General features: G+C 64.3%; 22 protein-coding genes, 1 tRNA gene and 1 pseudogene. 8 read left to right on the top strand and 16 right to left on the bottom strand.

The features are described 5' to 3' along the window. Positions 1-98 precede the first annotated feature (98 nt). The gene (locus H8B02_RS16480) at positions 99-911 is read right to left on the bottom strand and encodes an RMD1 family protein (protein WP_092120381.1); all 813 of its coding nucleotides are present in this window, start codon (positions 909-911) and stop codon (positions 99-101) included. A 283-nt stretch (positions 912-1194) separates the two neighbouring features. Between H8B02_RS16480 and H8B02_RS16475 the strand changes: the two are divergent. Further along, positions 1195-1753 (top strand): annotated as a pseudogene (locus tag H8B02_RS16475) (MBL fold metallo-hydrolase). 15 nt (positions 1754-1768) lie between these two features. Here H8B02_RS16475 and H8B02_RS16470 read toward each other — a convergent pair. After that, on the bottom strand, positions 1769-2944 hold the full coding sequence (locus tag H8B02_RS16470) for an extracellular catalytic domain type 1 short-chain-length polyhydroxyalkanoate depolymerase (protein ID WP_229167195.1): 1176 nt from the start codon (positions 2942-2944) through the stop codon (positions 1769-1771). Between the two features lie 209 nt (positions 2945-3153). Next, a complete protein-coding gene (locus tag H8B02_RS16465) occupies positions 3154-4560 on the bottom strand; it encodes an MFS transporter (RefSeq protein WP_229167194.1) in 1407 nt (468 codons plus the stop codon). A 300-nt stretch (positions 4561-4860) separates the two neighbouring features. Here H8B02_RS16465 and H8B02_RS16460 point away from each other — a divergent pair, with 300 nt between their 5' ends. Beyond that, positions 4861-6102 carry an LLM class flavin-dependent oxidoreductase gene (locus H8B02_RS16460; protein WP_229167193.1) on the top strand — a complete coding sequence of 414 codons (1242 nt, stop codon included), beginning with the start codon at positions 4861-4863 and terminating at the stop codon, positions 6100-6102. A gap of 905 nt (positions 6103-7007) precedes the next feature. On the opposite strand, the gene H8B02_RS16455 is transcribed toward H8B02_RS16460, so the two are convergent. From H8B02_RS16455 to H8B02_RS16445, 3 genes are all read right to left on the bottom strand, one after another. Next, positions 7008-7214, bottom strand: coding sequence for a hypothetical protein (locus tag H8B02_RS16455; RefSeq protein WP_229167192.1), 207 nt, complete (start codon positions 7212-7214; stop codon positions 7008-7010). 46 nt (positions 7215-7260) lie between these two features. Further along, positions 7261-8280, bottom strand: coding sequence for an adenylate/guanylate cyclase domain-containing protein (locus H8B02_RS48525; RefSeq protein ID WP_229167191.1), 1020 nt, complete (start codon positions 8278-8280; stop codon positions 7261-7263). Between the two features lie 117 nt (positions 8281-8397). Next, positions 8398-9240, bottom strand: coding sequence for an SDR family NAD(P)-dependent oxidoreductase (locus H8B02_RS16445; protein ID WP_229167190.1), 843 nt, complete (start codon positions 9238-9240; stop codon positions 8398-8400). Between the two features lie 176 nt (positions 9241-9416). Here H8B02_RS16445 and H8B02_RS16440 point away from each other — a divergent pair, with 176 nt between their 5' ends. Together H8B02_RS16440 and H8B02_RS16435 are read left to right on the top strand one after the other, a co-directional pair. Further along, positions 9417-10379, top strand: a complete 963-nt coding sequence (locus H8B02_RS16440; protein WP_092120417.1) for a sensor histidine kinase — start codon at positions 9417-9419, stop codon at positions 10377-10379. Positions 10380-10592: 213 nt separating this feature from the next. Then, positions 10593-12365, top strand: coding sequence for a putative bifunctional diguanylate cyclase/phosphodiesterase (locus H8B02_RS16435; RefSeq protein WP_229167189.1), 1773 nt, complete (start codon positions 10593-10595; stop codon positions 12363-12365). 219 nt (positions 12366-12584) lie between these two features. On the opposite strand, the gene H8B02_RS16430 is transcribed toward H8B02_RS16435, so the two are convergent. Then, positions 12585-13223, bottom strand: a complete 639-nt coding sequence (locus tag H8B02_RS16430; protein WP_229167188.1) for a carboxymuconolactone decarboxylase family protein — start codon at positions 13221-13223, stop codon at positions 12585-12587. 258 nt (positions 13224-13481) lie between these two features. Between H8B02_RS16430 and H8B02_RS16425 the strand changes: the two genes are divergently transcribed. Then, the gene (locus H8B02_RS16425; RefSeq protein ID WP_212312132.1) at positions 13482-13886 is read left to right on the top strand and encodes a YccF domain-containing protein; all 405 of its coding nucleotides are present in this window, start codon (positions 13482-13484) and stop codon (positions 13884-13886) included. A gap of 24 nt (positions 13887-13910) precedes the next feature. Here H8B02_RS16425 and H8B02_RS16420 read toward each other — a convergent pair whose 3' ends face one another. Beyond that, a complete protein-coding gene (locus H8B02_RS16420; protein WP_229167187.1) occupies positions 13911-14948 on the bottom strand; it encodes an alpha/beta fold hydrolase in 1038 nt (345 codons plus the stop codon). A gap of 106 nt (positions 14949-15054) precedes the next feature. Beyond that, positions 15055-16134, bottom strand: coding sequence for an LLM class flavin-dependent oxidoreductase (locus H8B02_RS16415; protein WP_229167186.1), 1080 nt, complete (start codon positions 16132-16134; stop codon positions 15055-15057). A gap of 130 nt (positions 16135-16264) precedes the next feature. Here H8B02_RS16415 and H8B02_RS16410 point away from each other — a divergent pair. Continuing rightward, a tRNA-Arg gene (locus tag H8B02_RS16410) sits at positions 16265-16341 on the top strand. Between the two features lie 75 nt (positions 16342-16416). Here H8B02_RS16410 and H8B02_RS16405 read toward each other — a convergent pair. The 6 genes from H8B02_RS16405 to H8B02_RS16380 form a co-directional block, all read right to left on the bottom strand. After that, complete coding sequence (locus H8B02_RS16405; protein WP_092120432.1) at positions 16417-16836, bottom strand: CBS domain-containing protein; 420 nt, start codon at positions 16834-16836, stop codon at positions 16417-16419. 122 nt (positions 16837-16958) lie between these two features. Then, on the bottom strand, positions 16959-17303 hold the full coding sequence (locus H8B02_RS16400; RefSeq protein ID WP_229167185.1) for an aminoacyl-tRNA deacylase: 345 nt from the start codon (positions 17301-17303) through the stop codon (positions 16959-16961). Positions 17304-17550: 247 nt separating this feature from the next. Further along, positions 17551-18363: a pentapeptide repeat-containing protein gene (locus H8B02_RS16395; RefSeq protein WP_229167184.1), complete on the bottom strand. Its 813-nt coding sequence runs from the start codon at positions 18361-18363 to the stop codon at positions 17551-17553. Positions 18364-18616: 253 nt separating this feature from the next. Further along, on the bottom strand, positions 18617-19039 hold the full coding sequence (locus H8B02_RS16390; protein ID WP_229167183.1) for a PaaI family thioesterase: 423 nt from the start codon (positions 19037-19039) through the stop codon (positions 18617-18619). Positions 19040-19064: 25 nt separating this feature from the next. Beyond that, positions 19065-20303, bottom strand: a complete 1239-nt coding sequence (locus tag H8B02_RS16385) for a CaiB/BaiF CoA transferase family protein (protein ID WP_229167182.1) — start codon at positions 20301-20303, stop codon at positions 19065-19067. Continuing rightward, positions 20290-20991 carry a haloacid dehalogenase type II gene (locus H8B02_RS16380; RefSeq protein WP_229167181.1) on the bottom strand — a complete coding sequence of 234 codons (702 nt, stop codon included), beginning with the start codon at positions 20989-20991 and terminating at the stop codon, positions 20290-20292. Before H8B02_RS16380 ends, H8B02_RS16385 begins: the two co-directional genes overlap by 14 nt. 96 nt (positions 20992-21087) lie before the next feature. Here H8B02_RS16380 and H8B02_RS16375 point away from each other — a divergent pair, with 96 nt between their 5' ends. Further along, positions 21088-21990 carry a LysR family transcriptional regulator gene (locus H8B02_RS16375; protein ID WP_229167180.1) on the top strand — a complete coding sequence of 301 codons (903 nt, stop codon included), beginning with the start codon at positions 21088-21090 and terminating at the stop codon, positions 21988-21990. On the opposite strand, the gene H8B02_RS16370 is transcribed toward H8B02_RS16375, so the two are convergent. Then, positions 21987-23396, bottom strand: a complete 1410-nt coding sequence (locus tag H8B02_RS16370; RefSeq protein WP_229167179.1) for an MFS transporter — start codon at positions 23394-23396, stop codon at positions 21987-21989. The two genes, H8B02_RS16375 and H8B02_RS16370, sit on opposite strands and share 4 nt — an antisense overlap. Before the next feature lie 300 nt (positions 23397-23696). Between H8B02_RS16370 and H8B02_RS16365 the strand changes: the two genes are divergently transcribed. After that, on the top strand, positions 23697-24557 hold an 861-nt coding region (locus H8B02_RS16365), incomplete at its 3' end, for a YXWGXW repeat-containing protein (protein ID WP_229167178.1).

The following is a 24557-nucleotide window of genomic DNA, read 5'->3' as shown; positions in this document are numbered from 1 at the left end:
CCCAAGCTCGCAGCCCGGTGAGGCCGCTCCGCGCCCCGGGGCGGCCTGTCGGTTCAGGGATGACGCATAATTCGGGACGGAAAAATGGCTGCAATGCGTCAGTGGCGGGCGATTGCGAGCTGATAGATCGTGATCAGCACCTCGAACAGGATCAGGAAGACGATGATCAGCTCCAGCCGCAGCGAGCGGCTGGTGTCGATGATATCGGTCAGCACCTGCGCGGTCTCGGCCACGACGGCGAGCTTGCGGTTCAGCGATTCCGCACGCTCCTTCAATTCGTACTCATCCTCGAGCCGGGCATAGAGCCGCTCGAGATGCGGCTTGTCCCAGAGGATGTCGGGCTTCTCCGACACTTCGACCGGTCCGGCCACGCGATGCCGCACCAACAGCGCGTTGCCGATGTGCTTGAGGATCGCGACGCGGCCGCCTCGGACCTGTCCGCCCTTGGCGAGCTCGCGCGCCAACGGCTCGGTCGTATCGAAGACGGCCCGGACCTCACGCTCATGCCGCGCCAGCACCACGCTCTTGGCCAGCGCCTCGCCGACCAGGATCAGCCGCTCCGGCGACAGGCTTTGCAGATAGATCGGGCCGCCCGGCGGAATCTGGTCTTCCCTGTCAGCCGCAAGCTCGATGATCGCAATCTCCTCCTCGCGCCGCGTGAACAATCCGGTCATGCGCGACTGCAGGCTGCGCAGGAATTCATCCTCCTCCAGCGCGTTGAGACCGATCAGAACGACGACGCCATAGCGGAACAGGATCGCCACACCATTGTCGTTGACGCGAAATGCCAGCGGCGTCGTCGCCAGCACGTCGCCGCGCTCGAGGCCGGAGGTATTGATGCGGTCCGCGACGAAGAAGGCGCGGGCGGTGGTCCGGGGTCCGCCGAGCGGTGAGTTGGGGGCCTGGGTCATGAAGTTCCGGACTGCGAGGACTTAACGCATGATCGAGAGCAGCCGCGTACCGGCCTGCTCACGAAGGTGTTCTGCTGGAGGTGACCTTATCACGGTCCGTTTTGGGATCACACGCTGGGGCCGACGCATTTCCCGAGCGTGTTGACGGCATTTTCCGGTAGCCTATGGTGCCCCCATGAACGAGACAACCGACACCAAACCGAAGGCCGGCGCGATCATCGTGCCGGTGACGCTGTTCGAGCAGAACTGCACCATCATCTGGCACGGGCCGACCAAGAAGGCCGTGGTGATCGACCCTGGTGGGGACGTGGCGAAGATCCAGGCCGCGATCAAGCAGACCGGCGTGACGGTCGAGAAGATCTGGCTGACCCACGGCCATATCGATCATGTCGGCGGCGCGCGACCTGCGCGACGCGCTGCAGGTCAAGATCGAGGGCCCGCATATCGCGGACAAATACCTGCTCGACAACGTCGTCTCGAGCGGCGAGCGCTTCGGCATGACCGGGGTGCGCAATTTCGGGCCGGACCGCTGGCTCGACGAGGGCGATCAGGTCTCGATCGGCGATCTCACCTTCGACATCCTGCACTGCCCCGGCCATTCGCCGGGCAGCGTGGTGTTCTTCAACAAGGAGCTGCGCTTCGCCCATGTCGGCGACGTGCTGTTTGCCGGCTCGGTCGGGCGCACCGACCTGCCCGGCGGCAGCCACCCGACGCTGATCCAGTCGATCAAGGAGAAGCTGCTGCCGCTCGGTGACGATGTCGGCTTCATCTGCGGCCACGGCGCCGGATCGAGCATCGGCCAGGAGCGGATGACGAATCCGTTCCTGACCGGCGAGATGTAACTACTTCATCAACCGTTACTTCATCAGGCCTGCGGCGGTCAGCGCCCGCGTGATGACGCCGCCGACGTCGACACCCTTGCTCCGTCGCTTGCGCGGCCGGTCGCTCTTGCGGCCGGATACAGCCTCGGGCGCTTCGGCAGGCACCGGTATCGTCATCGAGATCGTGTCGGCACGCTCGCGCGGGATTCCGGTCGGCGCGATATGCGGCTGACGGACCTTGTCGGTCAGGCCGAAGAAGCTCGCGATGTGATACGACGAGGAGATCCCGACCTCGATCAGGAACGCGCCCTCCACGCCATAGCGCTCGTCATTGTCGGCCAGCCCGAGCGGCGTGCCATGCGCCATGTCGGTGATGCTGAACGATTCGACCAGCGTTTCGCCGTCGGCGTTCCACCAGACCTCGCGCGGATGGCCGTCGACATCCGCCTTCGACATCGCCGCCAGCGGCAGGCCGTGAACGTCGAGCCATTGCCGGACGATCGCATCGGCATTGCCGGGATGCACGGTGCGGTCGGCGCTGCCGTGCCACACCGAAATCCGCGGCCAGGCGCCGCTATGCGTGGACGCGTTGCGAACGAGACCGCCAAGCTCGGGCGCGGACAGTGCGCTCGCATGCATCATCGCATTGAGCGCCTCGCGCAGATCGGTGGCGACGCCGAACGGCAGGCCGGCGATGACGGCGCCCGCCGCGAATACATCCGGATAGGTCGCGAGCATGACCGAGGCCATCGCGCCACCGGCGGACAATCCCGTCACGTAGATGCGCCGCGGGTCGATCTGATGCGCGCCGGCCATCTGCGCGATCATCTGCCGGATCGAAGCGGCCTCGCCCTGCCCGCGCGCGATGTCCTGCGGATTGAACCAGTTGAAGCAGGTGTTGCCGTTGTTGATGGCCTGCTGCTCCGGCATCAGCAGCGCAAAGCCGTAATGCTTCGCCAATGTCGACCAGCCGGCGCCGAGATCATAGGACGCGGCCGTCTGGCCGCAGCCATGCAGCACCACGACGAGCGCGGGCGACCGCGCAAGCTGCGCGGGCACGAACGAGTACATCTTCAGATCGCCGGGGTTGACGCCGAATTCGGTCGTCTCGACGAGCGGCGTCGGCACGGCCGGCGCAAGCGCGCCGAGGCCGCTGAACCCGTTCATCTTGGGCAGATGACGCAAAAATTCGACATTGTTGACCAGGGACAACAGCAACTCCTGAGGTGATTTATTCTTCTGTGTCACCCGATCAGATAATTGCTGCACTGCAAAATGAAAAGGCCGTGTGCTGTCTTTCCCTGCGGAAATGTGAGAATCGGCGTTAACGCGTGATCGCACCGAGGGCCGATCGAAATAGTTGCCGTAGCACCTTGTTCGAACGTGAATTTTTCGAAAATCGGCGCCAGATTCCTGCGGATTCATGCGCTCGCGCGGCGCATCCATGACAGAAATGCGGCTGAAATAATGATCGACAGCACAAACAATGCGCATGCCGCAAGCAGCGCCAGACGTGCTGATGTCGCACCTTCAACGGCGAAGAACACCGCGCCGATCGCGGCGACGCCGGCCGCGTTGCCGATCTGCGTCGTCGTGCCATACATGCCGGAGCCGGCACCCGCGCTTGCGGGCTTCACGCTCGACAGCACCGCGCTCGACAGCGGCGCCATCACCAGCCCCTGGCCGTAGCCGAAGATCATCAATACCAGCGCGAGCAAGAGCGCCGATGGCGATGCGATCGCCTGAACCGTCGCGACCAGCACACCGAGACCGACGATCTGCAGCGCGCAGCCCTCGATCAGCACCAGCGTGCCGCGGTGCCTCGCGCGCATGCCGCTGTGCCGCGAGGCAATCACGAAGGTCAGCGCCAGCGGCACGAACACCAGCCCGGCCTGCAATGGCGGGATCTGCAAGCCCTTCTGCATGAACATGGTCATGATCAGGTAGAAGGACAGGTTGGCAAAGAAGAAGAAGAACACCGCGACCAGGCCGCGCATGAAGGCGCGATCCGACAGCAGCGCCAGATCGATCAGCGGCATGCCGCCGCGGCGCGCGACGCTGCGCTCGAGCCGCACGAAGGCCGCAATGACGGCGACGCCCGCTGCCATCACCAGCCAGATCCACGCCGTCCAGTTGAGATCGTGACCGAACAGCAGCGGGCCGATCAGGCACAGCAAGCCCACAAACAGCACGATCGCGCCGGGGATATCGAGCCGTGTGCCGGATCTGCGCGGCACCGTCGGCATGATCTTCAGCGCGGCTGCGATGATGATAACGCCGAACGGCACGTTGACGAAGAACACCGCGCGCCAGCCGAGGCCGGCGAGATCGAGCGTCACCAGCACGCCGCCGAGCAGGAAGCCGGCCGCGCCGGCCAGCCCCAGCACGATGCCGTAGATGCCGAATGCCCGTGCACGGGCAGTATCGGAGAACAGCAGATGCAGCGTCGCCAGCACCTGCGGCACCATCAGCGCCGCCGTCGCGCCCTGTGCCAGCCGTGCGATGATCAGTTCGGGTCCGGACTGCGCGAGACCGCACCACAGCGAGGTCACCGAGAAACCTGCGACGCCGGCGATGAACACGTTCCTTGTGCCATGGATATCGCCGAGCCGGCCGCCGGTGACCACCAGCGTGGCATAGGCGATCAGATAGATCGCGATCACGGCCTCGATCTGCGCCGGCGTCGCGTGCAGCTCCGCCGCTATCGTCGGGATCGCGACGTTGACGATGAAGGCATCGACGCCGAACATGAATTGCGCGGCGACGACGATCGCAAGCACCCACCAGCGGCGGGAGGTCTCCGCGCGCGTCGAAACGATCTGGTGCATGTACTGCGGTCCTGCCCGAAATGAGGTTGCGGCCGACATCAGCAGATTCCGGTCATCCCATCGATTACCTCAGACGTAGGCGTTCATTCACGGGTCCGTCATCCATGGCCCGTCCTCCCATCCGCAGCACCGGCGCCAATTTGCGTTGATCCGCTGGGAAACATTCCGGAGGGCGGCAATCGCCGCCGATTTGCGCAACAACCATGCGGGCGCCGCAACCCCGGAGCATTGCCTTGCCTCCGGCCACCCCGTAGGTTGGCGGAAAGCCCCCCGATAACAATAATCCGGAGAGAACGACCTATGGCGCGCCTCAAGTTCGGAGCCTTCCTCGCCCCGCATCACCCGATCGGCGAGCATCCGATGCTGCAATTCCGCCGCGACCTCGATTTCGTCGAACAGCTCGACGCGCTCGGTTACGACGAATTCTGGTGCGGCGAGCACCATTCCTCGGGCTGGGAGACGATCGCCTCGCCGGAAATGTTCCTGGCCGCGGCCGGCGAGCGCACCAAGCGCATCAAGCTCGGCACCGGCGTGATCTCGCTGCCCTATCACCACCCCTTCAACGTCGCGCAGCGCATGGTGCAGCTCGACCACATGACCGGCGGCCGTGCCATCTTCGGCTCCGGCCCGGGCGCGCTCGCCTCCGACGCGCATACGCTCGGCATCGACCCGATGACCCAGCGCGACCGCCAGGACGAGGCGATCGCGGTGATCCGCCGCCTGTTCAACGGCGAGCGCGTCACCGCCAAGACCGACTGGTTCGAGATGCACGACGCCGCGTTGCAGATCCTGCCGCTGCAGGAGGACATGCCGTTCGTGGTGGCCTCGCAGATCTCGCCGTCGGGCATGACGCTCGCCGGCAAGTACGGCATCGGCATCATCTCGCTGGGCTCGATGTCGACCCAGGGCCTGATGGCGTTGCCGCAGCAATGGCAGTTCGCCGAGGACGCCGCCGCGAAGGCCGGCACCACGGTAAGCCGCGCCAACTGGCGCGTGCTGCTGTCCTGGCACATCGCCGAGACCCGCGAGCAGGCGCGGCGCGAGGCCGGCGCCGGGCTGATGCGCTGGCACAACGAATATAACGTCGGCACCCTGATGCGGCCGGGCCTGACCGCATTCGCCTCGCCCGATGAAGCCGTCGACAAGACCGCCTTCGTGGAAGGTGCTGCCTCCACCATCGGCACGCCGGATGATCTGATCAAGATGATCGAGAACCTGGTCGACGTCTCCGGCGGCGTCGGCTCGATCATCGGCTTCGCCCATGACTGGGCCAATCCCGAAAACACCCGCCGCAGCTGGGATATGGTCGCGCGTTATGTCGTGCCGGAGATCAACGGCTATATCGACGGCCTGCGCAAGTCGCGCCAGTTCGTGATCGACAACCGCGCGGTGTTCGAGCGCGCCGGCCAGGCTGTCATGGCCAAGATCATGCAGAACGACAAGGCCGCCGCCGCGCTTCAGCATACCGGCACCGGCCGCGTCGCGATCCCGGCCGTGAATGCGCCCGACCTCGCGAAGGAAGCGGCGAAGCAGAAGGTGTGAGGGCCGCACAGCTTCTCGTGTTGCCCTCGCATGGTCCGTTGACCCGCCATCCTGAGGCGCTCGCGTAGCGAGCCTCGAAGGATGCACGGCCGCGCTCGTGCCCGTCGTGCTTCGAGGCTCGCCCAGCGGCGCAAGTGCGCCGCAAGGCTCGCACCTCCAGCGGCAACGGCGGGCATGACGGAGAGGAGTTGCGTGCACACCTCCCTCCCCGCGTCTCCTGGCGAAAGCCAGGACCCATAACCACTGCACTCGGTGATGAACGGGATCGCGGCCCCAGCATCGCGCAACAATTGAGATTTTGGGGTAATGGGTCCTGGCCTTCGCCAGGACGACATCGAATTTGTTGCGCGGCCGGTGAGTCATACTTCCGCATTCTCGCGACACGAATTGTCCGAGCTTTGCTCTTCGTTTTCACCCCCCTCACACAGAGGGCGCAGGGAAAGCCGGGTGCCGATCGCACCCATGGGCCCCGAGCAAAAGGTAGAAAGCTCGGGGGTAGGACCACAGGTGTAACCGGAAACAACCCGGCTTTCCCTGCGCGATGGGTTACGGCTTACTTCGTGCTCTCCCCGGCGAGACTGGGCTTGTTTGTCACCGTCTTCACAACGCGCATCGCGCAATGCGAAAAGACACCTGCCACTAGGGCGTCAGGACCACACGACTTCGCCGTCCGCGTCATGCGCACTCGTCAGCTGCGCAATCGGCGTCCACCGCATCCCACGCCGCGTTCGTGACGATCGCGATCCGCCCCTCGATCGGATGAGACGCACATATTGAACATCTGAGTTGCCCGACGACGGAAGCGAGATTTTGCCCGTCGGGTTAATTTGTCGCAGCCCGACATCCCGGCCACGCTGGCCTATATCGGCTTGTGACGCGTTGCAGACGCCAACAGCGTCAGTGTTTTATGCCATCAGATCGGGATGATCTTTATAGATATTCTCCAGAAGCATGGTGTCGACTCGAGCGATGATATCGTCGATCGATGTCCTCAATCTCAGAACCTCATCTGCTGGAGAGCCTTCTTTGGCGAGCGTGAGCGCCAAGGACAGCTCCTGGACGACGACCCGCTCTGTGTGCTGTTTGAATCTTGCGGCTGATTTCGTGTCCATAAGGCGATCTCATTTTCTTGCGGGAGCTTGCAGAAGAGGTGAAAGGTTACGCCACCGCGCCGAACCCCACGACATCGATGCCGTCGACGCGGCCGCGGATCGGGAGTGTACCGAGTTCGCTGAGCGGAAATGGCGGCGGCGCGGCGAAGCGCGCCATGGCGGCGCGTGAGGCAAGAAAGCCGCCATCGACCTTGCGGCTCAGCTCCTCCAGCCGCGCTGCGGTGTTCATGACGTCGCCGTTGAACACGATGGCCGGCTTGACGTCGCCAATCTCGCCGACGATCACGGGTCCGAAATGCAGGCTGCCGCGGATTTGCGGCACCGCGCCGAATTCGCGCTCGAACTGTGGCGTCGCCTTTTGCAGCGCGTTGCGCATCGCCACGAAGCAGCGCAGCGGCCGGCAATCGATCGCCCCAAGCTGCTCCGGCCAGGTCACGATCACCTCGTCGCCGACATAATTCAGAACCTCGCCGCGATAATCGACGACCGATTCCGTGAGCAGGCGAAACGTGCGGTCGAGAAAGCGGTGAATACCTACACCGCCAAGCCGCTCGGCCAGTCCGGTCGATCCCGCGATATCGACGAACAGCACAAAGCGGTCCTCCTCGACCGGAGAGTGATAGCGGCCGGTGACGAAGTTCATGAAGACACGCGGGCCGATCAGGGTCGCGATGCTAAAGCCGAAGTTCAGCACCAGCGAGATCGCGGCGGAATAGGCGATGCTGACCCCGAAATCCCGGATCGAGGTTTGCAGCGGCAAGCCGGCAACGCGCTCACCGACCTGGAGCAGCTGGATGGCAACGATGACGATGGCGTAGGCCGCGCTGCGCACCGCCAGAAGGGCGGCAAAGGACAGCCGATTGAGCCGCTCCGACAGCCGGCCTTGAAAGACGAACAATTCGATCCCGCCGAGCACCACGCAGGACACGAACGCGTAGGCAAACCCCGCGACGAATGCTCCCGCCGAATGACGGCCTTGCGCGAGATTGATGGCGATACTCGCGACGACGCCGGCGACGATGACGGCGCCGAGAGTGCGTAGCTTCCGCTCGAGCCTGGCGTTCACGCGAGACCTGCTCCTTCCCACGTCATTGCGAGGAGTGGAGCGACGAAGCAATCCATTGCGCAACTTGCGGCACGATGGATTGCTTCGCTTCGCTCGCAATGACGGATTGTAATCGACCTACCCCGTCCCCTGATCGAACGCCTTGCGCAGCGCGACGTAGCCCGCCTGCTGCTGGCCCCAGTTGCGGCCGCCGGTCATGGCGCCGTCGACGACGAGGTCGTGGCCGTTGATGAAGCTCGACTCGTCGCTCGCCAGGAACACCGCGGCATGCGCGATGTCGTCGGGCAGGCCCGCGCGCGGGATCGGCTGCGCCGCCTTGTAGACCTCGCGCATGACAGCCGGGGTCTGCTCGGCGGCTTCGGTCGACAACCCCAGCGCCTTGCCGAAAATGCCGGTGGCGATCGCACCGGGCGAGATCGAGTTGACGCGAATGCCGGACTCGCCGAGTTCCATCGCCACGCATTTAGTGAAATGAATCACCGCGGCCTTCGCGGCGCCATAGACCATCGACGACGAGAAGCCGGCGAGCCGGCCGGCGATGCTGCCATTGTTGATGATGCTGCCGGAGCCCTGTTGGCGCATGATGGGCGCAACATGCTTCATGCCGAGCATGACGCTGCGTACCAGGGTTGCCATCGCGACGTCGAACCGCTCGACGTCGAGGCCCTCGATGCCGCCGGTCTGCGCCGGGCCGCCGGCGTTGTTGAAGAGGCAGTCGATCCGGCCGAATTTCTCCGCCGCAACCGCGATCAGCGCCTGCATCTGCTCCTCGACCGTGACGTCGGTCTGGCGAAAGATGCAGTTGCTGCCGAGCCGGCGCGCCAGTGTCTCGCCCTCCGGCGCGCGGCGCCCGGCGATCACGATCCTCGCGCCCTCCGCGACAAAGATCTCGGCCGTGCGTAACCCGATGCCGCTGGTCGCCCCGGTAATCACCGCGACCTTGCCGTCCAGCCGTCCCATGCCGATCCCCCTTGACGTTTGATGTTGCGGATATTCCCCAGCTGCTCCCGCCAACGCAAGCGCAGGTGCGGTTAACGGCCGGCGAGGTCCGCCTGTGGCCAGAAGGCCACAACTGCGGTTTTTCGGTCGCAGCGGCCTTATTTTGGGTCGCCTGTTCACGTGAACTGGAGCGACCGATGGCGAGATGGATCGACGATTTCAGGGCGAGTTGGCGGGGCGATGCGCAGCCGTCGTTGCTGCTTGCGGTCGCGTTCGCCGTGTTCTGTCTCGTTTTGGCCACGGCCGCGCGCTTCGGGCTCGCCCAGATCAGGCCGGACGTGTTTTTCACGCCCTATTTCCCGGCGGTATTCTTCGCGACTGCCCTTGGCGGCTTCCGGATCGGGATCGCCACCGCGCTGGCCAGCGGCCTGCTCGGCGTCCTGCTCAATTTCAGCGGCGCGCATGCCGATCCGGCGCGCTTTGCGCTGCTGATGATCTTCTGGGTGGTGTGCGGCATCGCGATCTGGGGGGTGGAGCACTACCGTTCCCTGGTCGCGCAGCAGCGCGAGGTTTCCAAGCGGCTGATCGAGGAGGAACAATACCGCAAGATCGTGGTCGATGAATTGCAGCACCGGCTGAAGAACAAATCGTCGACCATTCATGCCGTGCTGCATCAGGCGCTGCAGGACCGGCCCGATGTCTGGCAGCGCATTGACCATCGCATCCGCGCGCTCGCGGCAACCGACGATCTGATCGCGCGGGTCGACGGCTATGGCTGCGATATCAAGGATTTGCTGCGCTCCGAGCTCGGGCCCTACGGCCATGTGCGGTTCAATCTCAATGGCGAGCAATTGTTCCTGCCCGCCAAGCTCGCCGTCTCGCTGGCGCTGATCTTCCATGAACTCGCAACCAACGCCGGAAAATACGGCGCGTTCTCCTCGCCGCGCGGATTTCTGCAGGTGTCGTGGACGGTGGACGATGGGCGTCTCAACGTGATCTGGGACGAAACCGAGGGACCGGTGGTCGAGGTCATCGGCGAAGCCGGCTTCGGCACCAAACTGTTGAAGTCGGCGCTGCGGCCGTTCGACGGCAAGACCGAGATCAGTTACCTGAAGACGGGTGTTCACTGCATCATGCAGTGCAATCTGCCCAACTGTTGATAAGTCTGCTTTTCGGTACACGCGCTTTATTTGCGCGTGCCGATGCAACCGCGCGCGCCGCAATCGCTTTCACCGGCGGCCGATGCCGATATTGATACTCTGTTAATGACGATTGCCGCGACGGCTTGCGAAAGCAGCCCGGGTCTCTTTCTGTCACGGCATTTCGCAAGTCCGCTTAACCAAAACTGCAACGGACTTTGCCAAGGTCGGCGCATGCATAGTTTCACCAAAAACGATTTTCAGGCGGGCACGGCAGCGACCGGGCAAGACGACATTTCCAGCAATGAATTGCACATCTTGCGCGATCTTCTCCAACTGCTGCCGGCCGGCGTCACCGTCCAGGACGAGCAGGGCCAGTTCATCCTGGTGAACGAAGCGGCAGCGAGCCAGTTGCAGCTGGCCGCCGGCGCGAGCGAGCCATCGCCGGTCGACGATCGCCACGCCGCCAACCTGGAGCTCTTGCGCAGCGGCCGTCCGGTGGTGCTCGAGGAAGTCCTCGCCTGCGGCGCATCCAAATACGTGTTCCTCACCGCGCACCGGCCGGTCCAGATCGCCGGCCGCAATCTCCTGATTTCGACCTCGACCGACATCAGCGAGCAGAAGGCGTTCGAGGACCAGCTGTTCCGCTCGGCCTATTACGATGAACTGACCGGCCTGCCGACCCGGCGGGTGATCGAGCATCGCGTCAACGGCCTGATCCGCGACTCCGCGCAGAGCCATTTCGCGCTGGCCTTCCTCGATGTCGACAACTTCAAACACATCAACGACTATTACGGCCACGCGATCGGCGATGCGCTGCTGGTCGAACTGTCCAAGCGGCTCGGCCACGCGCTGCGCGAGACCGATATCCTGTCACGGATCTCCGGCGACGAATTCCTGCTGCTGTTGAACCCGATCAGCGGCAATGAAGAGGTCGCCGAATTTATCCACGTCATGCAGGAACGGCTGAAGGCGCCGTTCTTCATCGAGGACTCCGAGATCTTCGCCTCGACCTCGATCGGCGTCAGCCTCCACCCCATGCATGGCAGGAGCTACGAGGCGCTGCGCCAGAACGCCGACATCGCGATGTACCGCGTCAAGAACAACGGCAAGGGCGCGACCGCGTTCTTCGACAACAGCATGGAGCGCGAGGCGCTGGCGCGGATGAAGATCGAGCAGTCGCTGCGGCTGGCGATCCTGGAAAAGCGCTTCTGCTGCGCATTCCAGCCCAAGGTCGATATCCGCACCCAGGAGATCAAGGGCATCGAGGCGCTGGTGCGGCTGCGCGACGACGAGGGCGTGATCCAGGCACCGGGCACCTTCATCAACCTCGCCGTGGAGCTCGGCCTGATCGACGAGCTGACGTTTCTGGTGCTGGCGGAGATCGTCAAGTCGATCGACCTGATCAACGACACGTTCGGCCCCACGGCGACGATCAGCATCAATGTCGCCGCCAAGCAGGCCTCCAACGTCGAGTTCATGCGCCGCTTCGCGAGCGCGATCGAGGAGACCGGCTTCCCGAAACGATTCATGATCGAGGTGACCGAGGACGCGTTCGTGACCCGGTCGCATTTCCAGGACCAGATCCTGCCGATCCTGCGCGGCATCGGCGTCGGCATCTCGATCGACGATTTCGGCATCGGCTATTCGTCGCTGTCGGCGCTCGCCGACATCACCGCCGACGAGATCAAGATCGATCGCTCCTTCATCACCGACATCCATAAGCGGCCGCGCAGCCAGGGCATCCTGCGCGCGATCGAATCGTTGAGCGAAGCGCTTGGCATGACCGTGATCGCCGAGGGCATCGAATCCTACGAGGAGCTCACCTATCTGCAGGCGGCGACCAAGATCCGCTACGCCCAGGGCTTTTACTTCGCCAAGCCGATCTTCCTCGAGGACCTGAAGCCCGCGACGCCGGTCGCCAGCGAGACCCGCGCCAGCATGGCGGCGCGCCCGGCCCAGGAGGGCCGCCAGAGCTACTCGCGCGCCAGCGGTTTCAGGCGGTAGCCGCTGCTCGTCTTAAGTGGAGGCTTCTTCCTAACCTCGTCCCGCGTGCGGGGAGAGGTCGGAACGCATCGTCAGATGCGTTCCGGGTGAGGGGGAGCCTCCGCGAGGCCGCCTGTCAGTGAATCTGCCGAGATAGCCCCTCACCCCAACCCTCTCCCCGCAAGAGCGGGGCGAGGGAGCGCAGTCCCGTCGCGGCCAAGGCTCGACAAACCTACCGCCCTACTTCTCCAGTACCGGCAACGGCGGCACGCTGTCATTGGCGGAGCCGGCCTGCATCGTGATCAGAGTCATCGAGACCAGGTCGTAGTAGCCCATGATGCCGATGATATCCATGATGCCGCGCTCGCCGAACTTCTCCAGCGCGGCCTTGTAGATTGCGTCGCTGACCTTCCTGTCGCGATAGAGCGCGATGCCGAGATCGTAGAGCGCGGCCTCGTCGTCCTTCATGCCTTCGGGCCGCGTGCCCTTGGCGATGCCGTCTGCGATCTTCGGATCGAGCCCGCCCTTCATCGCCAGCGGATAGTGCGCGGACCATTCGTATTGCGCGGTCCAGTGCCGTGCCGTGATCAGGATCGCCATTTCGCTCAGCCGCGACGGCAGCGAGGTGTTCCAGCGCAGATAGTCCGACAGGTTCGACAGCTTCGGTGCCAGATCGGGATTGCGGATATAGGCGCGGTAGGGCGGCACGGTGAACTTGGCGTTGCGCGGCGGCGCGCTGATCAGGTCGGCCCAGGACCTTTGCGGCGGCGACAGTTCCTCGGCCTTGAGCGGCGCGAACCGCACGGCGTCCTCGCTGCGCGCGGCCGGCGCGGTCAACGCCAGGACTGCCAGAACGCCCGCCCCAAGTAACTTTCTCATTGTTGCTGTCCCTTTCCGATGCAGGCTTCTCGTCGTCCTGCACACCGCGCGAGCTTAGAGCGTTTTCGAGACCCGGTTCGCGTGAAGAAAACGCGTCAAAACAAGAATCTAGAGCTTCGGTTCTGATTCAGTCAGAACCGAAGCTCTAGTCGCGATCAAAAGAGATGCAACGCGGCGAGTGCGCGTTTGGCCGCACCTACCGCCACGCCCGACATCAGCCTATATTGGGGCGTCCGAAGCGGCGCGAAGGTGTCAGCCATGCAGCCTGTGTCTATCCTCCTCAACATCCTCTGGATCCTGATCGGCGGCGCCTGGATGGCGTTCGGCTGGCTGATCGCCGCGGTGATCATGGCTGTCACCATCATCGGGCTGCCCTGGGCGCGCGCGGCGTTCAACATCGCGGTCTACACGCTGCTGCCGTTCGGCTCGCGTGCGGTACGCCGCGATGAAGTCACCGGCATGTCCGATATCGGAACCGGACCGCTCGGCGTGATCGGCAATCTGATCTGGTTCATTCTGGCCGGTTGGTGGCTCGCGATCGGCCATGTGATCACAGCGATCCTGCTCGCGGTGACCATCATCGGCATCCCCTTCGCCTGGGCGCATCTCAAGCTCGCCGGCATCGCGCTGTGGCCGATCGGCAAGGTGATCGTACCGGCGTAAGGCGACCACATCGCGATCAGCGGGCTAGCGCGCGGCCTCGCAGCCGGGGATGTCGAACACCGCGGTCAGGCCGCAGGGCGAGTTGAGCATCTTGCCGCCCTCGTGGCCGACGCCGGACACATCCCACACGCTGTGGTTCGGCGTGCCGTTGTCGCGGGCCTGCATCGCCGCGACATAGGAATGGCCGCGCGCGTAGCGATACGGCCCTTCGGCTTCCGCCATGCAGGATTTGTCGAGCGCGGGATGATTGGGGTTGGTGTCGAGCGTTCCCAGGAGATAGATCACGCGGCGCGCGACATAGGCCTGCTCCAACGCGGCCGGGGTCGGCTCGGCGAGATAGGGCGGACGGTCGTCCATGCCGAACTTCCAGCTGTTGTAGCCTTCGCACTTCGCCGCGATCGCGGGCTCCGGCCGCTCCTTGGTGAAGTAAGCGTAGGAGGACGGATTGGCGACGACGTAGCGCACGACGATGCCCTCGCGCAGCAGCACCTGATCGCCCTTCAGCGCGATCGCATAGCGCTGCACCACCTGGCCGCCGCCGGAATGGCCGAACACGACGACCTGCTTCAGGTTCGGAAACAGCTTGCGGTCGCCGAGCCTGGCCAGGATGGCGTCGAGCGCCTCGAACGAGCTCGCCGGGTTCGGCGCGACCGCGGGCTCGCCGCCCTGCCAGCCATAGAGGCTCCAGCGCAGCGTTTCCGCCGGCAGCTTGAACGCCTCGACATCGGGCTCGATCAAAAATTGCGGCGCGATCATCAGCGTGCTCTTGCCGATATCGCCGGCGGCGGCCTGCGCGCTCAGCGCCGCGCGGAAATAGTCGTCGGCGTTGCGCAACACCCCGTGCAGCACCAGCACCGCGCGGGTGACGTCCGGCAGCGCATTGGACCAGTCGGCTGAGAGGTAAACCGGAAACGTCGCGCTGCCGACGGCAATGCGACCGCTGGCGATCTCCTTGACCGGCTTCTGGTCGCGCTCGATCTGCGCCTGCGTTGCCGACGCGATCGGCGCGTGAACGGTCGCGATGAGCAGTGTCAACGCCGCAAGCCAGGCTCGGTGATGCATGGTTCAGTCTCCATTAATGCCGCGAGGCACGATGCAATCCGGCTGGATCATGGCGCGTCGGGCGCCGATTCACCCATGAATTTTCGGAAAGCTTCCGGACCGCACCTCAGGCGGCGAGCCGCCCGCGATTGTTCGCGGCAAGGATCGGGCGGATCAGGCGGCCGAACCGTTCGGCCTCCTCGTCGTGCAGATAGCCGGACAGGCAGAAGGAGTGGCAGCCGGCGTCGACGAACTGCTGCAAGGTCGCGGCGCATTGCGCGGGATTGCCGACCACCGCGATGCCGGCGCCGGGCCGCACCTTGGTGATCCCGGTCCACAGATGCGGCATCAGGAGGTCGCCATAGTCGCGCGCGAGCTGCTGCACACGCTGGTTGGCCTCGGACCTGACATAGAGCGTCTTCATCTCCTGCTTCTGCCGCTCGGTGGCGTGGCGCACCAGCTGGTCGGCCGCCTCCCAGGCATCGGCCTCGTTCTCGCGGCAGATCACCTGTAGCCGCATGCCGAAGCCGATCGCGTCCTCGCGGTCATGCGCCCGCGCCATCTGCCTGATCTCGGTGATATTGTCCGCGATGCGCTCCGGCAGATCGCCCCAGAACAGATGGACGTCGGAATGCTTCGCCGACACCTCCCAGGCCTGCCGCGAGCCGCCGCCGAGATAGAATTTTGGAAACGGCTGCTGCAGCGGACGCGGGCGGATATGCGCGCCCGAGATCGTATGAAACTTGCCCTGGAAGTTCACCGGCCCGCGCGTCGTCCACAGCGCCTTCAGGATCGAGACCTCCTCCTCCATCAACGCGTAGCGCTCCTCCTTGGCGTAGCGCACGCCTTCGGCCTCGACCTCGCTCTCGTTCTGCCCGGCGATCAAGTTGATGCAGATCCGCCCGCCCGACATCTGGTCGAAGGTCGAGATCATCTTGGCCATCAGCACCGGGTTGATATAGCCCGGCCTTGCTGCAATCAGCGGCTTGATCCGCGCCGAGCGTGCTGCCATGAAGGCGCCGGATATCCAGGCCTCCCAGCACACCGAGCCGACCGGGATCAGGAGATATTCAAACCCGGCATCCTCGGCCGCCTTGACCACGCGGTCGCAGAGTTCCGGCGACCCCGCGACCTGTGCCTCCATCAGCCCATAGGCCGTGGTGTCGCCATGCGTGGGCAGATACCAGCCGAATTCCAGCGGACGCATGGGCAAACTCCCTCGAAAGACGGCCTTTTCCGGCAGGCCTGTCATATTGGCGCAGGCAGTTTACAGCCCTGAACCGGCCGGACAACGCCGTTGCCGACCCGGAGCCAATCAGCTAAATGGTGGCCGGTACGCACCCGTAGCTCAGCTGGATAGAGCGTTGCCCTCCGAAGGCAAAGGTCACACGTTCGAATCGTGTCGGGTGCGCCACTTCGATTTTTGTCCGCTTCGATGTCCGGCCATGGTGCCGGCCGATCTGCCGGTTTCCAGCAGACCGGCCTCGCCTCAATGATGAGCCGACACGCTCTTCATGCATTGGGACATGAGATCGGCACCGGCAAAGTGGCCGATATCCCCCAGGCTGACCATGCCGACCATCCGTTTGCTCTTGTTGATGACAGGCAGCCTGCGGATCTTCAGCGTCTCCATGTGATGCACCGCTTTCGCCAGATCGTCGTCTTCCCGGCAGCAGTGGATGCCTTCGGTCATCACATCGCGCGCTGTGGTGCGCGCAGAGTTGAAGCTCTTGCTCGCAAGACCTTTGCAGACGAGGTCGCGATCCGTCACCATTCCGATCAGACGATCGTCTTGTCCGACCGGAATGCAGCCGACGTCGTGCCCTTGCATCAATTTTGCGATTTCAGTGATCGGGGTATCTGGGCTGACCCAATCGACGCCCTTATGCATCACGTCCTTGACCTTCATGGAGGACCTCCTTGGCAAGGCAGCAGCCCCCTCGCTTGCAACTATACAGCAGATCGGGCGTGACCGCATGTGTGCTGCGCCCTGGTCAGCGCGCAGCGACAGGTGGTCCGGCTATCACGCCCTCAGTCGTGCGTACTGAAGCGGCCGTGCAGGCAACCGGCGGTCAAGCACGCGAATTGCGCACGACCGAGATGAAGCAACGTCTCATGATCGCCGGCTTCGATATAGATCTCGGGCTGCATCTGGATGCTGTCATCAACGATAACGTCGAGTCCATAGCAGATGCCGGCAGCGGGAACCGCCCCGCGCGCACAGTCCGCGAACAGCCGATCGATCTCGCTTTCAGTGGCCATCGCAATATCATCGCCGAAGCTCGCCCTCAGATCCGCCAGCCTGAGGTGATGCGATGCCGGCAGCACGGCGAGCAGGTAGCCGCCATTGCGGCGCAACACAATGGCCTTGGCCACACGATCACCCGGGACGTGACATGCCTGGGCGGTCAGGGCTGACGACATCGTCAGCACATGCGGGATCTCGTCGTACGCGATGTTTTCCGCTGCGAGATATTTGTGCAGTGTGGGAGAAATGGTCATGGCGTCACCTCCGGTGCGACATGCAACCATCCACCGTGGTCCCTGCCCCCCGCACGATGAGCGGCTGCGTGGTTCTCAAGGCAAAATATATGTCCTGGTGCAGGACACCGCAATTCGATCCCTAATTTGGACGCCGCGCCAGGTTCAAGTTCCGGGCCTTGTCCAGATTGCGGGCCTCTGCCAGCGCGGCCGCGCTCGGCAAGAGGGTCGACGCGAGGTCGGTCTCGGTGAAATCGGCGCCGGCGAGATTGGCTCCAGATAGATCGGCTCCCGCAAGGTCAGCCTTGCTGAGGTTGCAGTTCGCCAAATTGGCGTTCTGCAACTGCGCGAATTCGAGATCAGCGCGCGCAAGATTGGCGCCGCTCAGATCCGCATTCCGGAGATCGGCGGATTTGAGCACGCCACGCATCAGGCCCATCGATTGGTTGCGCATATCGGCGCTCAAATCCGCGCCCGCGAGTTTGGCCCCGATCAGGCTGGCCCCGGATAGATCGGCGGTGATGCGAGCGCTGCTCAAATCGGCGCCGCCAAGCTTGGCGCGCTGCATCTGCGTGCCGAGCAGCGATGCCTTGACGAGGGACGCCCCCGTCAGATCTGCGTCGATGAGCCAAGCCTGGTTCAGCACGGCCCGATCGAAGCGCGCGGCTTTCAGATTGGTCCGGTTGAGCTTGACGAGATGAAGGTTGCCGCCGGAGAAGTCGAGGCCCGAGAGATCGAGGTGCGACAGCCGCTTTCCTTCCAATTCCACAGTGCGACGGTCCCCTTGAGGCACGGCCTTGAGGAGCGCGTCGACCTCGGCGCGCGTCATCTCCGACGTCGTCATCTCGGGACTGTCGAGGTCGACGCTGCGCAACATGTCCTGCGACATGGCGGCAATCGGATCAACGAGCAGCGCCGCCATCGATACAAGGGCAAATGCGAGATGAAACCGCATCGCCGTCTTTCCGCTTTTGAGGTATCGCCTCTCGCATCTTCGCGCCGGCCGCGCCGTGGAGATGCGCTTCAGGCGTTCGGAGTATGAAACCGGATCATGATCCTGGCAATGCTCGTGGCCGTTTCGTACGAAGGAACAGGGCCTCGGGAGGTCGGGCTTTCAGACATCGGAGATTCGCGCCAGGGTCCGCTCCGCCGCGAAACCCACAGTTTTGGCAGCGCGACAACGACCCGACGCGAACCGGCCGCGCTTCTCAGCCTCGGCTCAGCAGTTGCCAGGTCGATGTGGCGTGCGCGATCGGTTCGCCGGCTGCGGTGGAGGCCTGGGATTGCACGAAGAAGGTCTTTCGGCCGCGCTTCAGGAAGGTCGCGTGACAGGTCACGCGCCCTTCGCGGACCGCGGCGAGATACTGCACCTTCATCTCGAGCGTGGTGCCGGCACCGGCGACGTGGTTGACGAGATGCCCCATCGAGATGTCGAGCGCGGTTGCGAGAACTCCGCCGTGCAGCGTGCCTTGGGGGTTGAACAGCGGCCTCTCGACGTCGAACGAGACGATGCACGCCTCGCTTTGGTAGGCGATCTCCAGGCCGAGGAAGCGCGACAGGAGGAACGAGCCGAATTCCTGCCGCTCATCCGCGACGGCGCGACGCATCATCTGCTCGGCGATATCTCTCATGACGACACTCACTTGATCACGATATTCACCTGGGCGATCGCACGAAGGTCCGTCCAAAGTCTCCGAACGCGCCTTCGACCGCGAATCTCTCCAGCCGATCGTCGGTCCAACCGAGCCATTCCGCAAGCACCTCGCTTGTGTGTTCGCCGAGCATCGGCGGCGGCGTGGAAGGCGCCGGCGGCTCGTCGTCGAACCGCGTCGGCCGGGCGATGAACCTCACATCCCCCGCGGCTGAATGATGGACGGTCTGGACCATGCCGCGCTGCGTGAGTTGCGGCATCTCGCAGACCTCGCCGACCGACTTGATCGCGCCGCAGGGAATGCCGGCCACGGCGAGCGCCTGCAGCCAGTCGGCGCGGCTCCTGCGGGCGAAGATGGGGGCGAGGATCGCGACGAGATCGTTCCGGCTCGCCGCACGCTTCGGGGCGGTTGCGAAGCGGTTATCTTCGCGCAGCTCCGGCCGGCCGATGACGTCGCAAAAGGCCGCCCAGAACTTGTCGTTCGCGACCCCGATATTGATCCAGCCGTCACTTGCCTCAAACGGTTCGTACGGACTGATGGTCGGATGGACGTTGCCCCGGCGCCTCGGGCTTTGTCCCGACGCGAAGTACATGCCGGCGTTGAACGTCAGCAGCGATGCCATTGCGTCGAGCATGGAGACATCGACCCGCCCGCCCTCACCCGTCCGGTTCTTCCGCATCAGGGCGGCGAGCACCGAATGCGACGCGTACAGGCCGGTGACGAGATCGGCGATCGAGGTGCCGACCTTGGTCGGCGGCCCAATCGGATCGCCGGTGATGTCCATCACGCCGGACTCGCCCTGCAGGATCAGATCGTAGCCGGGGCGCAAGGCGTCCGCACCGGTGCGGCCGAACCCCGAGATGCTGCACAGGATGACGTCGGGCTTGCGGGCGCGCAGCGCGTCGAAGCCGAGCCCCCATTTGTCGAGCGTGTCCGGGCGAAAATTCTCGATCACGACGTCGGCTGCGGATGCAAGATCGAGCACCGCGTCGCGACCGGCCGGCGATTTCAGATCGATGGTGCAACTGCGCTTGTTGCGGTTCACCGAGAGGAAATACGCGCTCTCGCCGCCGACAAAGGGCGGTCCGTAGCGGCGGCTTTCGTCGCCCTGCCGCGGATCCTCGATCTTGACGATGTCGGCGCCGAGATCGCCGAGCTGCATCGTGGCAAACGGACCGGAGACCACCCGGCAGAGGTCGAGGACCCTGATGCCTGACAGCGGCTCGCGATCAGACGATCGCATCGGCGAGGTCCTTCATCGACGGCACCAGGATATCGGGCTGGTGCGGCGTGATGCCGAACGGGCGGCTGCGCCGGTCGATGAAGGCCGTCCGCATGCCGGCGGACTTGGCACCGATGCAGTCGAAAGCATGATTGGCCACGAACAACACCTGATCGGGCTTCACGCCCATGATCTCGGCTGCTTTGGTGTAGGTCGCGACATGCGGCTTGAACGAATTGGCCTCGGCCACCGAGATCACGCGATCGAACGGGACCTTGTGGTACTGCTTCGCGGTCTCGAGCATGTCCGGATCGCCGTTCGAGAGCACCACCAGTTTGTATTTGGTTTGCAACCGCGCGAGCGCTTCCGGCACTTCCGGAAACGGCACGAGCTTCTCGATCTCGCCGACGAGATAACGCACGTCATCCATCGTGTAGTCGATCTTGGCGCGGTCCATCACGTGCGACACCGCGCGATGCCCGATCTCGCGATAGGGCGTGTGCTCGCGATGCAGCAGCGCATCGATCATCGAGTTCTCGAAATGCGTGCGGCGCCACCATGTGACGAAAGAATTCGGATCGCCCTTCCAGCCCTTCTTTGCGAGGAACGGCGTCGCGATCCTGGTCAGGCCGCCCTGCATGTCGACGACGGTGCCGTACTGATCGAACATGCAGATCTTCACTTCGCGTTTGATCGTCTCAGAATTCATTGGTGCCTCCTTGGTTCAGATCGATTGGATACGCGCCGCACCGCCATAGATGAAATGGATTTGTGATCTCTCACTATTCACGATATGAATGATGGCATGAACCTCCGATCCATCGACCTCAATCTGCTCGTCGCGTTGGATGCACTGCTGACCGAGCGTCATGTCACCAAGGCGGCCGACCGCGTCGGCCTCAGTCAACCTGCGATGAGCAACGCACTCAACCGGCTGCGTGCGATGTTCGAGGACGAACTCCTGGTGCGGACGACGAGCGGGATGAAGCCGACGCCCCGCGCCACCGAACTGGCGGAGCCGCTGCGCCAGGTGCTGCGCCAGGTCGAGCGGGTGATGGCGAGCGACGCCGGCTTCGATCCAGGCCGGACCGAACGCACCTTCACGATCAGAATGTCGGACATTCTTGCATGCCTGCTGCTGCCGCGACTCGCCGCGGCGCGGCCGCCGGATGCGCGGATCTCCTACAACACGATCCATCTGCCGCCCGCTTTGACGATCGATGCGCTGGAGCGGGACGAGATCGATGTCGCGGTCAGCATGGGGCTCGAGCATTCCGCATCGATCCGTTCCGAGACGCTGCTGCGCGACCGCATGGTCTGCCTGATGCGGAGCGGCCACCAGGTCAAGCGCGGGCGGCTGACCTTCGAGCGCTTCATCGCGCAGGAGCACATGAAGGTCTCGATGAGCCCGACCGACCTTCGCTTCGTCGACGACGTGCTCGCCGAACGCGGCCATCGACGACGCATCGCACTGAACGTGCCGCATTGGCTGGTCGTACCTCATGTCCTGAAGAGCACCGATCTGCTGGCGGTGATGCCGCGGCATCTCGCCGCCGTGCTGATGGATGACGGTCTGCGAATGGAGGAACTGCCGTTCGAGTCCGCGCCCTTCGACTGGATGTTGTACTGGCATCGCAGATACGATCAGAGCAATGCCAACGGCTGGCTCCGCGATCGGCTCAGGGCGGCGTGCTCCGATCTGAGTTAGGCGCCGATGTCCGCCGGCCTCCGTGCGATCGACGATGGATGTCCTGCCTCGGCGTCCGTGACGGCCGACGCGTCCTCCAGCGAGCGTCCCTTGGTTTCGAATCCGAACATAAGAAACACCACGGCCTGGAACACGAGGATGCCGGCCAGGGTCGTCAACACGCCGGTCAACGCTTGCCAGGCGAAGATCGCGACAACGACGTACTGCACCAGCGCGGTCGCGATCCGCCCGGATGTGGCGCAGATCGCCGTGCCGCGGAGCCGGTAGCGCGTCGGGAACAGTTCGGGGACGTGCATCGCGAACCCGGTCGCCAGCATGACGTAGATCGCGGTGACCAGCAGGAAGCCGACGCCCGCGAGCGCAACACCGTCCGGCATGTACGGATAGGTGATGCCGAGCGCGGCAGCCGCAATCGACGAGCAGACGATCGAGAGCCTGCGTCCGAGCCGGTCCGCGAGCACGAGCCCGATCAGCGAGCCGACCGGCCCGCCCAGCGCCATCACGGTGGTGTAGCCCAGCGAGGAGACCACGCTGTGGCCGCCCTTGACCATGAAGGTCGGCAGCCAGCCGATGAACCCGTAGAGGCTGAAGCCGACGACGATGTGCAGCAGGCTGCCGAGCAGCGTGCGCGCGAGATACGGCGGCTGGAACAGGCGCCAGACCGCACCGGGCGATTCCTGCGCCGGCGCGCCTGCGGCGACGGGAGCCAGCGTTCCCTTGCGCGCGGCCTCCGCCTCGATCGTCGATAGAATTGCCTCGGCCTCGTCGGCGCGGCCGTTGGCGGCGAGCCAACGCGGCGATTCCGGCATCGACTTGCGCAAGAACCAGACGATCATCGCGAGGAGGCCGACAAGGGCGAACATGTAGCGCCACCCCAGCGTCGGAATCACCCACAGGCCGATCATGGACGACGCGAACAGCGAGAAGTTGGTGATCACAGCCAAGAGCCCGATCCAGCGGCCGCGCGAGGCGGCCGGCACAAACTCCGTCAGGGTCGCATAGCCGACCACGATCTCCGCGCCGAGCCCGATGCCGATGATGAAGCGCAGGCCGATCAGGACCGTCATGCTGGGCGCGAAGGCCGCCGCGATCGACGCGAGGCCGAAGATCGCAAGGTTCATCTGGTAGGAGAAGCGGCGGCCGAAGCGGTCGCCAAGGATGCCGGAGAACCAGGCGCCGATCGTCATTCCGACAAAGGTCGCGGAGACGAATGCGGCGTTGAGCTCGAGCGTGGACCAGCCTTCCTTGAGCACCGCGCCCAGCACACCGCCGGCGAGATAAATGTCGAATGCGTCGAGGAACATGCCGGCGCCGATCAGGGCCAGGATACGCCAGTGGAATCCGCAGATCGGCAGCCTGTCGAGGCGCGCGCCCGCGTTGATGTCGATGTCGGCGGATCGCGCCATTCCAAACCTCCCTGCCCGGCCTTGTGCGAGCCGGATGTTCCAATGATCGATTGATGACGCGCAGGGGGTCGCGGTCCAATTCAAAACGAAAATTCGACTATTTGGCGCAGTGATGAAGCTGACGCGAGCAGCACGATCGCGTTCCATCCTGACACCGAGCTGACTTGCGTACGCCGTCGTTAACGATCCCGCTCTCGCGTGATCTCGAAATCACGGTGTCAGCACAAACATTCACAACGGGTTCATGTCGGCGCCACTATTCGACTCCAACGCTGGGGGAAGAAGATTGGAGTATGTGCCATGCGCCGCATCGCCGGACTGCCTTTCGCCTTAGCTCTCAGCCTCTGCTGTCTCTCACCGCCTGCGCCAGCGCGCGCGCAGCTCGCCATCAGCATCAGCGTCGATGCAGCACCGCCGCCATTGCCTGTCTACGAGCAGCCGCCGATTCCCGGCGACGGCTACATCTGGACCCCGGGCTATTGGGCGTGGAGCGACGATATCGGTTACTATTGGGTTCCCGGCACGTGGGTGCTTCCACCCGCGCCTGAGTTGCTCTGGACACCAGGCTACTGGGGCTGGAACGATAGCGTCTACGCCTTCCACGCCGGTTATTGGGGAGCGACCGTCGGCTTCTACGGCGGCATCTCTTATGGCTTCGGCTACACCGGCATCGGATATGAGGGCGGCTACTGGCGCGGCGGCAACTTCTTCTACAACAGTTCCGTCAACAACATCTCGAATGTCTCGGTCACCAACGTCTACAACAAGACCGTCATCAACAACACGACCAACGTCAGCTACAACGGCGGCACCGGCGGCACCACGGTGAGACCGACGCCGCAACAGCTCGCCGCTGCGAACGAGCACCATGTGGCTGCGACCGCCGAGCAGACCCGGCACGCGGAAGCGGCGATGAAGGATCCGGCACTGACGCTCGCCAGCAACCATGGTCACCCGGCGATCGCCGCGACTGCGCACGCAGCAAGGTTCAGCGGCGCGGGCGTGATCGCCGCGCATCCGGGCAAGCCGATCGCGGCGCCGCCGCCCCGGCATGCGCAACCCACGACCGGACACGCTTTGCCGACGGGGAACGCCCTGCCGCCAACACACGCGCTGCCGACAGGAAATGCCCTGCCGCCAGGACACGCTCTGCCGAGCGGA

It is taken from the genome of Bradyrhizobium altum (assembly GCF_020889705.1).
Classification (GTDB): Bacteria; Pseudomonadota; Alphaproteobacteria; order Rhizobiales; family Xanthobacteraceae; genus Bradyrhizobium; species Bradyrhizobium altum.
Note: the sequence above shows the minus strand (reverse complement) of the source record. Positions and strands in the feature narration are given on the sequence as shown.

Excerpts from the sequence above, each read along its gene's own strand:
- H8B02_RS16480 (WP_092120381.1), bottom strand. The coding sequence starts at position 911 with ATGACCCAGGCCCCCAACTCACCGCTCGGCGGACCCCGGACCACCGCC.
- H8B02_RS16465 (WP_229167194.1), bottom strand. The coding sequence starts at position 4,560 with ATGCACCAGATCGTTTCGACGCGCGCGGAGACCTCCCGCCGCTGGTGG.
- H8B02_RS16460 (WP_229167193.1), top strand. The coding sequence starts at position 4,861 with ATGGCGCGCCTCAAGTTCGGAGCCTTCCTCGCCCCGCATCACCCGATC.
- H8B02_RS16455 (WP_229167192.1), bottom strand. The coding sequence starts at position 7,214 with ATGGACACGAAATCAGCCGCAAGATTCAAACAGCACACAGAGCGGGTC.
- H8B02_RS16445 (WP_229167190.1), bottom strand. The coding sequence starts at position 9,240 with ATGGGACGGCTGGACGGCAAGGTCGCGGTGATTACCGGGGCGACCAGC.
- H8B02_RS16440 (WP_092120417.1), top strand. The coding sequence starts at position 9,417 with ATGGCGAGATGGATCGACGATTTCAGGGCGAGTTGGCGGGGCGATGCG.
- H8B02_RS16435 (WP_229167189.1), top strand. The coding sequence starts at position 10,593 with ATGCATAGTTTCACCAAAAACGATTTTCAGGCGGGCACGGCAGCGACC.
- H8B02_RS16430 (WP_229167188.1), bottom strand. The coding sequence starts at position 13,223 with ATGAGAAAGTTACTTGGGGCGGGCGTTCTGGCAGTCCTGGCGTTGACC.
- H8B02_RS16425 (WP_212312132.1), top strand. The coding sequence starts at position 13,482 with ATGCAGCCTGTGTCTATCCTCCTCAACATCCTCTGGATCCTGATCGGC.
- H8B02_RS16420 (WP_229167187.1), bottom strand. The coding sequence starts at position 14,948 with ATGCATCACCGAGCCTGGCTTGCGGCGTTGACACTGCTCATCGCGACC.
- H8B02_RS16415 (WP_229167186.1), bottom strand. The coding sequence starts at position 16,134 with ATGCGTCCGCTGGAATTCGGCTGGTATCTGCCCACGCATGGCGACACC.
- H8B02_RS16405 (WP_092120432.1), bottom strand. The coding sequence starts at position 16,836 with ATGAAGGTCAAGGACGTGATGCATAAGGGCGTCGATTGGGTCAGCCCA.
- H8B02_RS16395 (WP_229167184.1), bottom strand. The coding sequence starts at position 18,363 with ATGCGGTTTCATCTCGCATTTGCCCTTGTATCGATGGCGGCGCTGCTC.
- H8B02_RS16390 (WP_229167183.1), bottom strand. The coding sequence starts at position 19,039 with ATGAGAGATATCGCCGAGCAGATGATGCGTCGCGCCGTCGCGGATGAG.
- H8B02_RS16385 (WP_229167182.1), bottom strand. The coding sequence starts at position 20,303 with ATGCGATCGTCTGATCGCGAGCCGCTGTCAGGCATCAGGGTCCTCGAC.
- H8B02_RS16380 (WP_229167181.1), bottom strand. The coding sequence starts at position 20,991 with ATGAATTCTGAGACGATCAAACGCGAAGTGAAGATCTGCATGTTCGAT.
- H8B02_RS16375 (WP_229167180.1), top strand. The coding sequence starts at position 21,088 with ATGAACCTCCGATCCATCGACCTCAATCTGCTCGTCGCGTTGGATGCA.
- H8B02_RS16370 (WP_229167179.1), bottom strand. The coding sequence starts at position 23,396 with ATGGCGCGATCCGCCGACATCGACATCAACGCGGGCGCGCGCCTCGAC.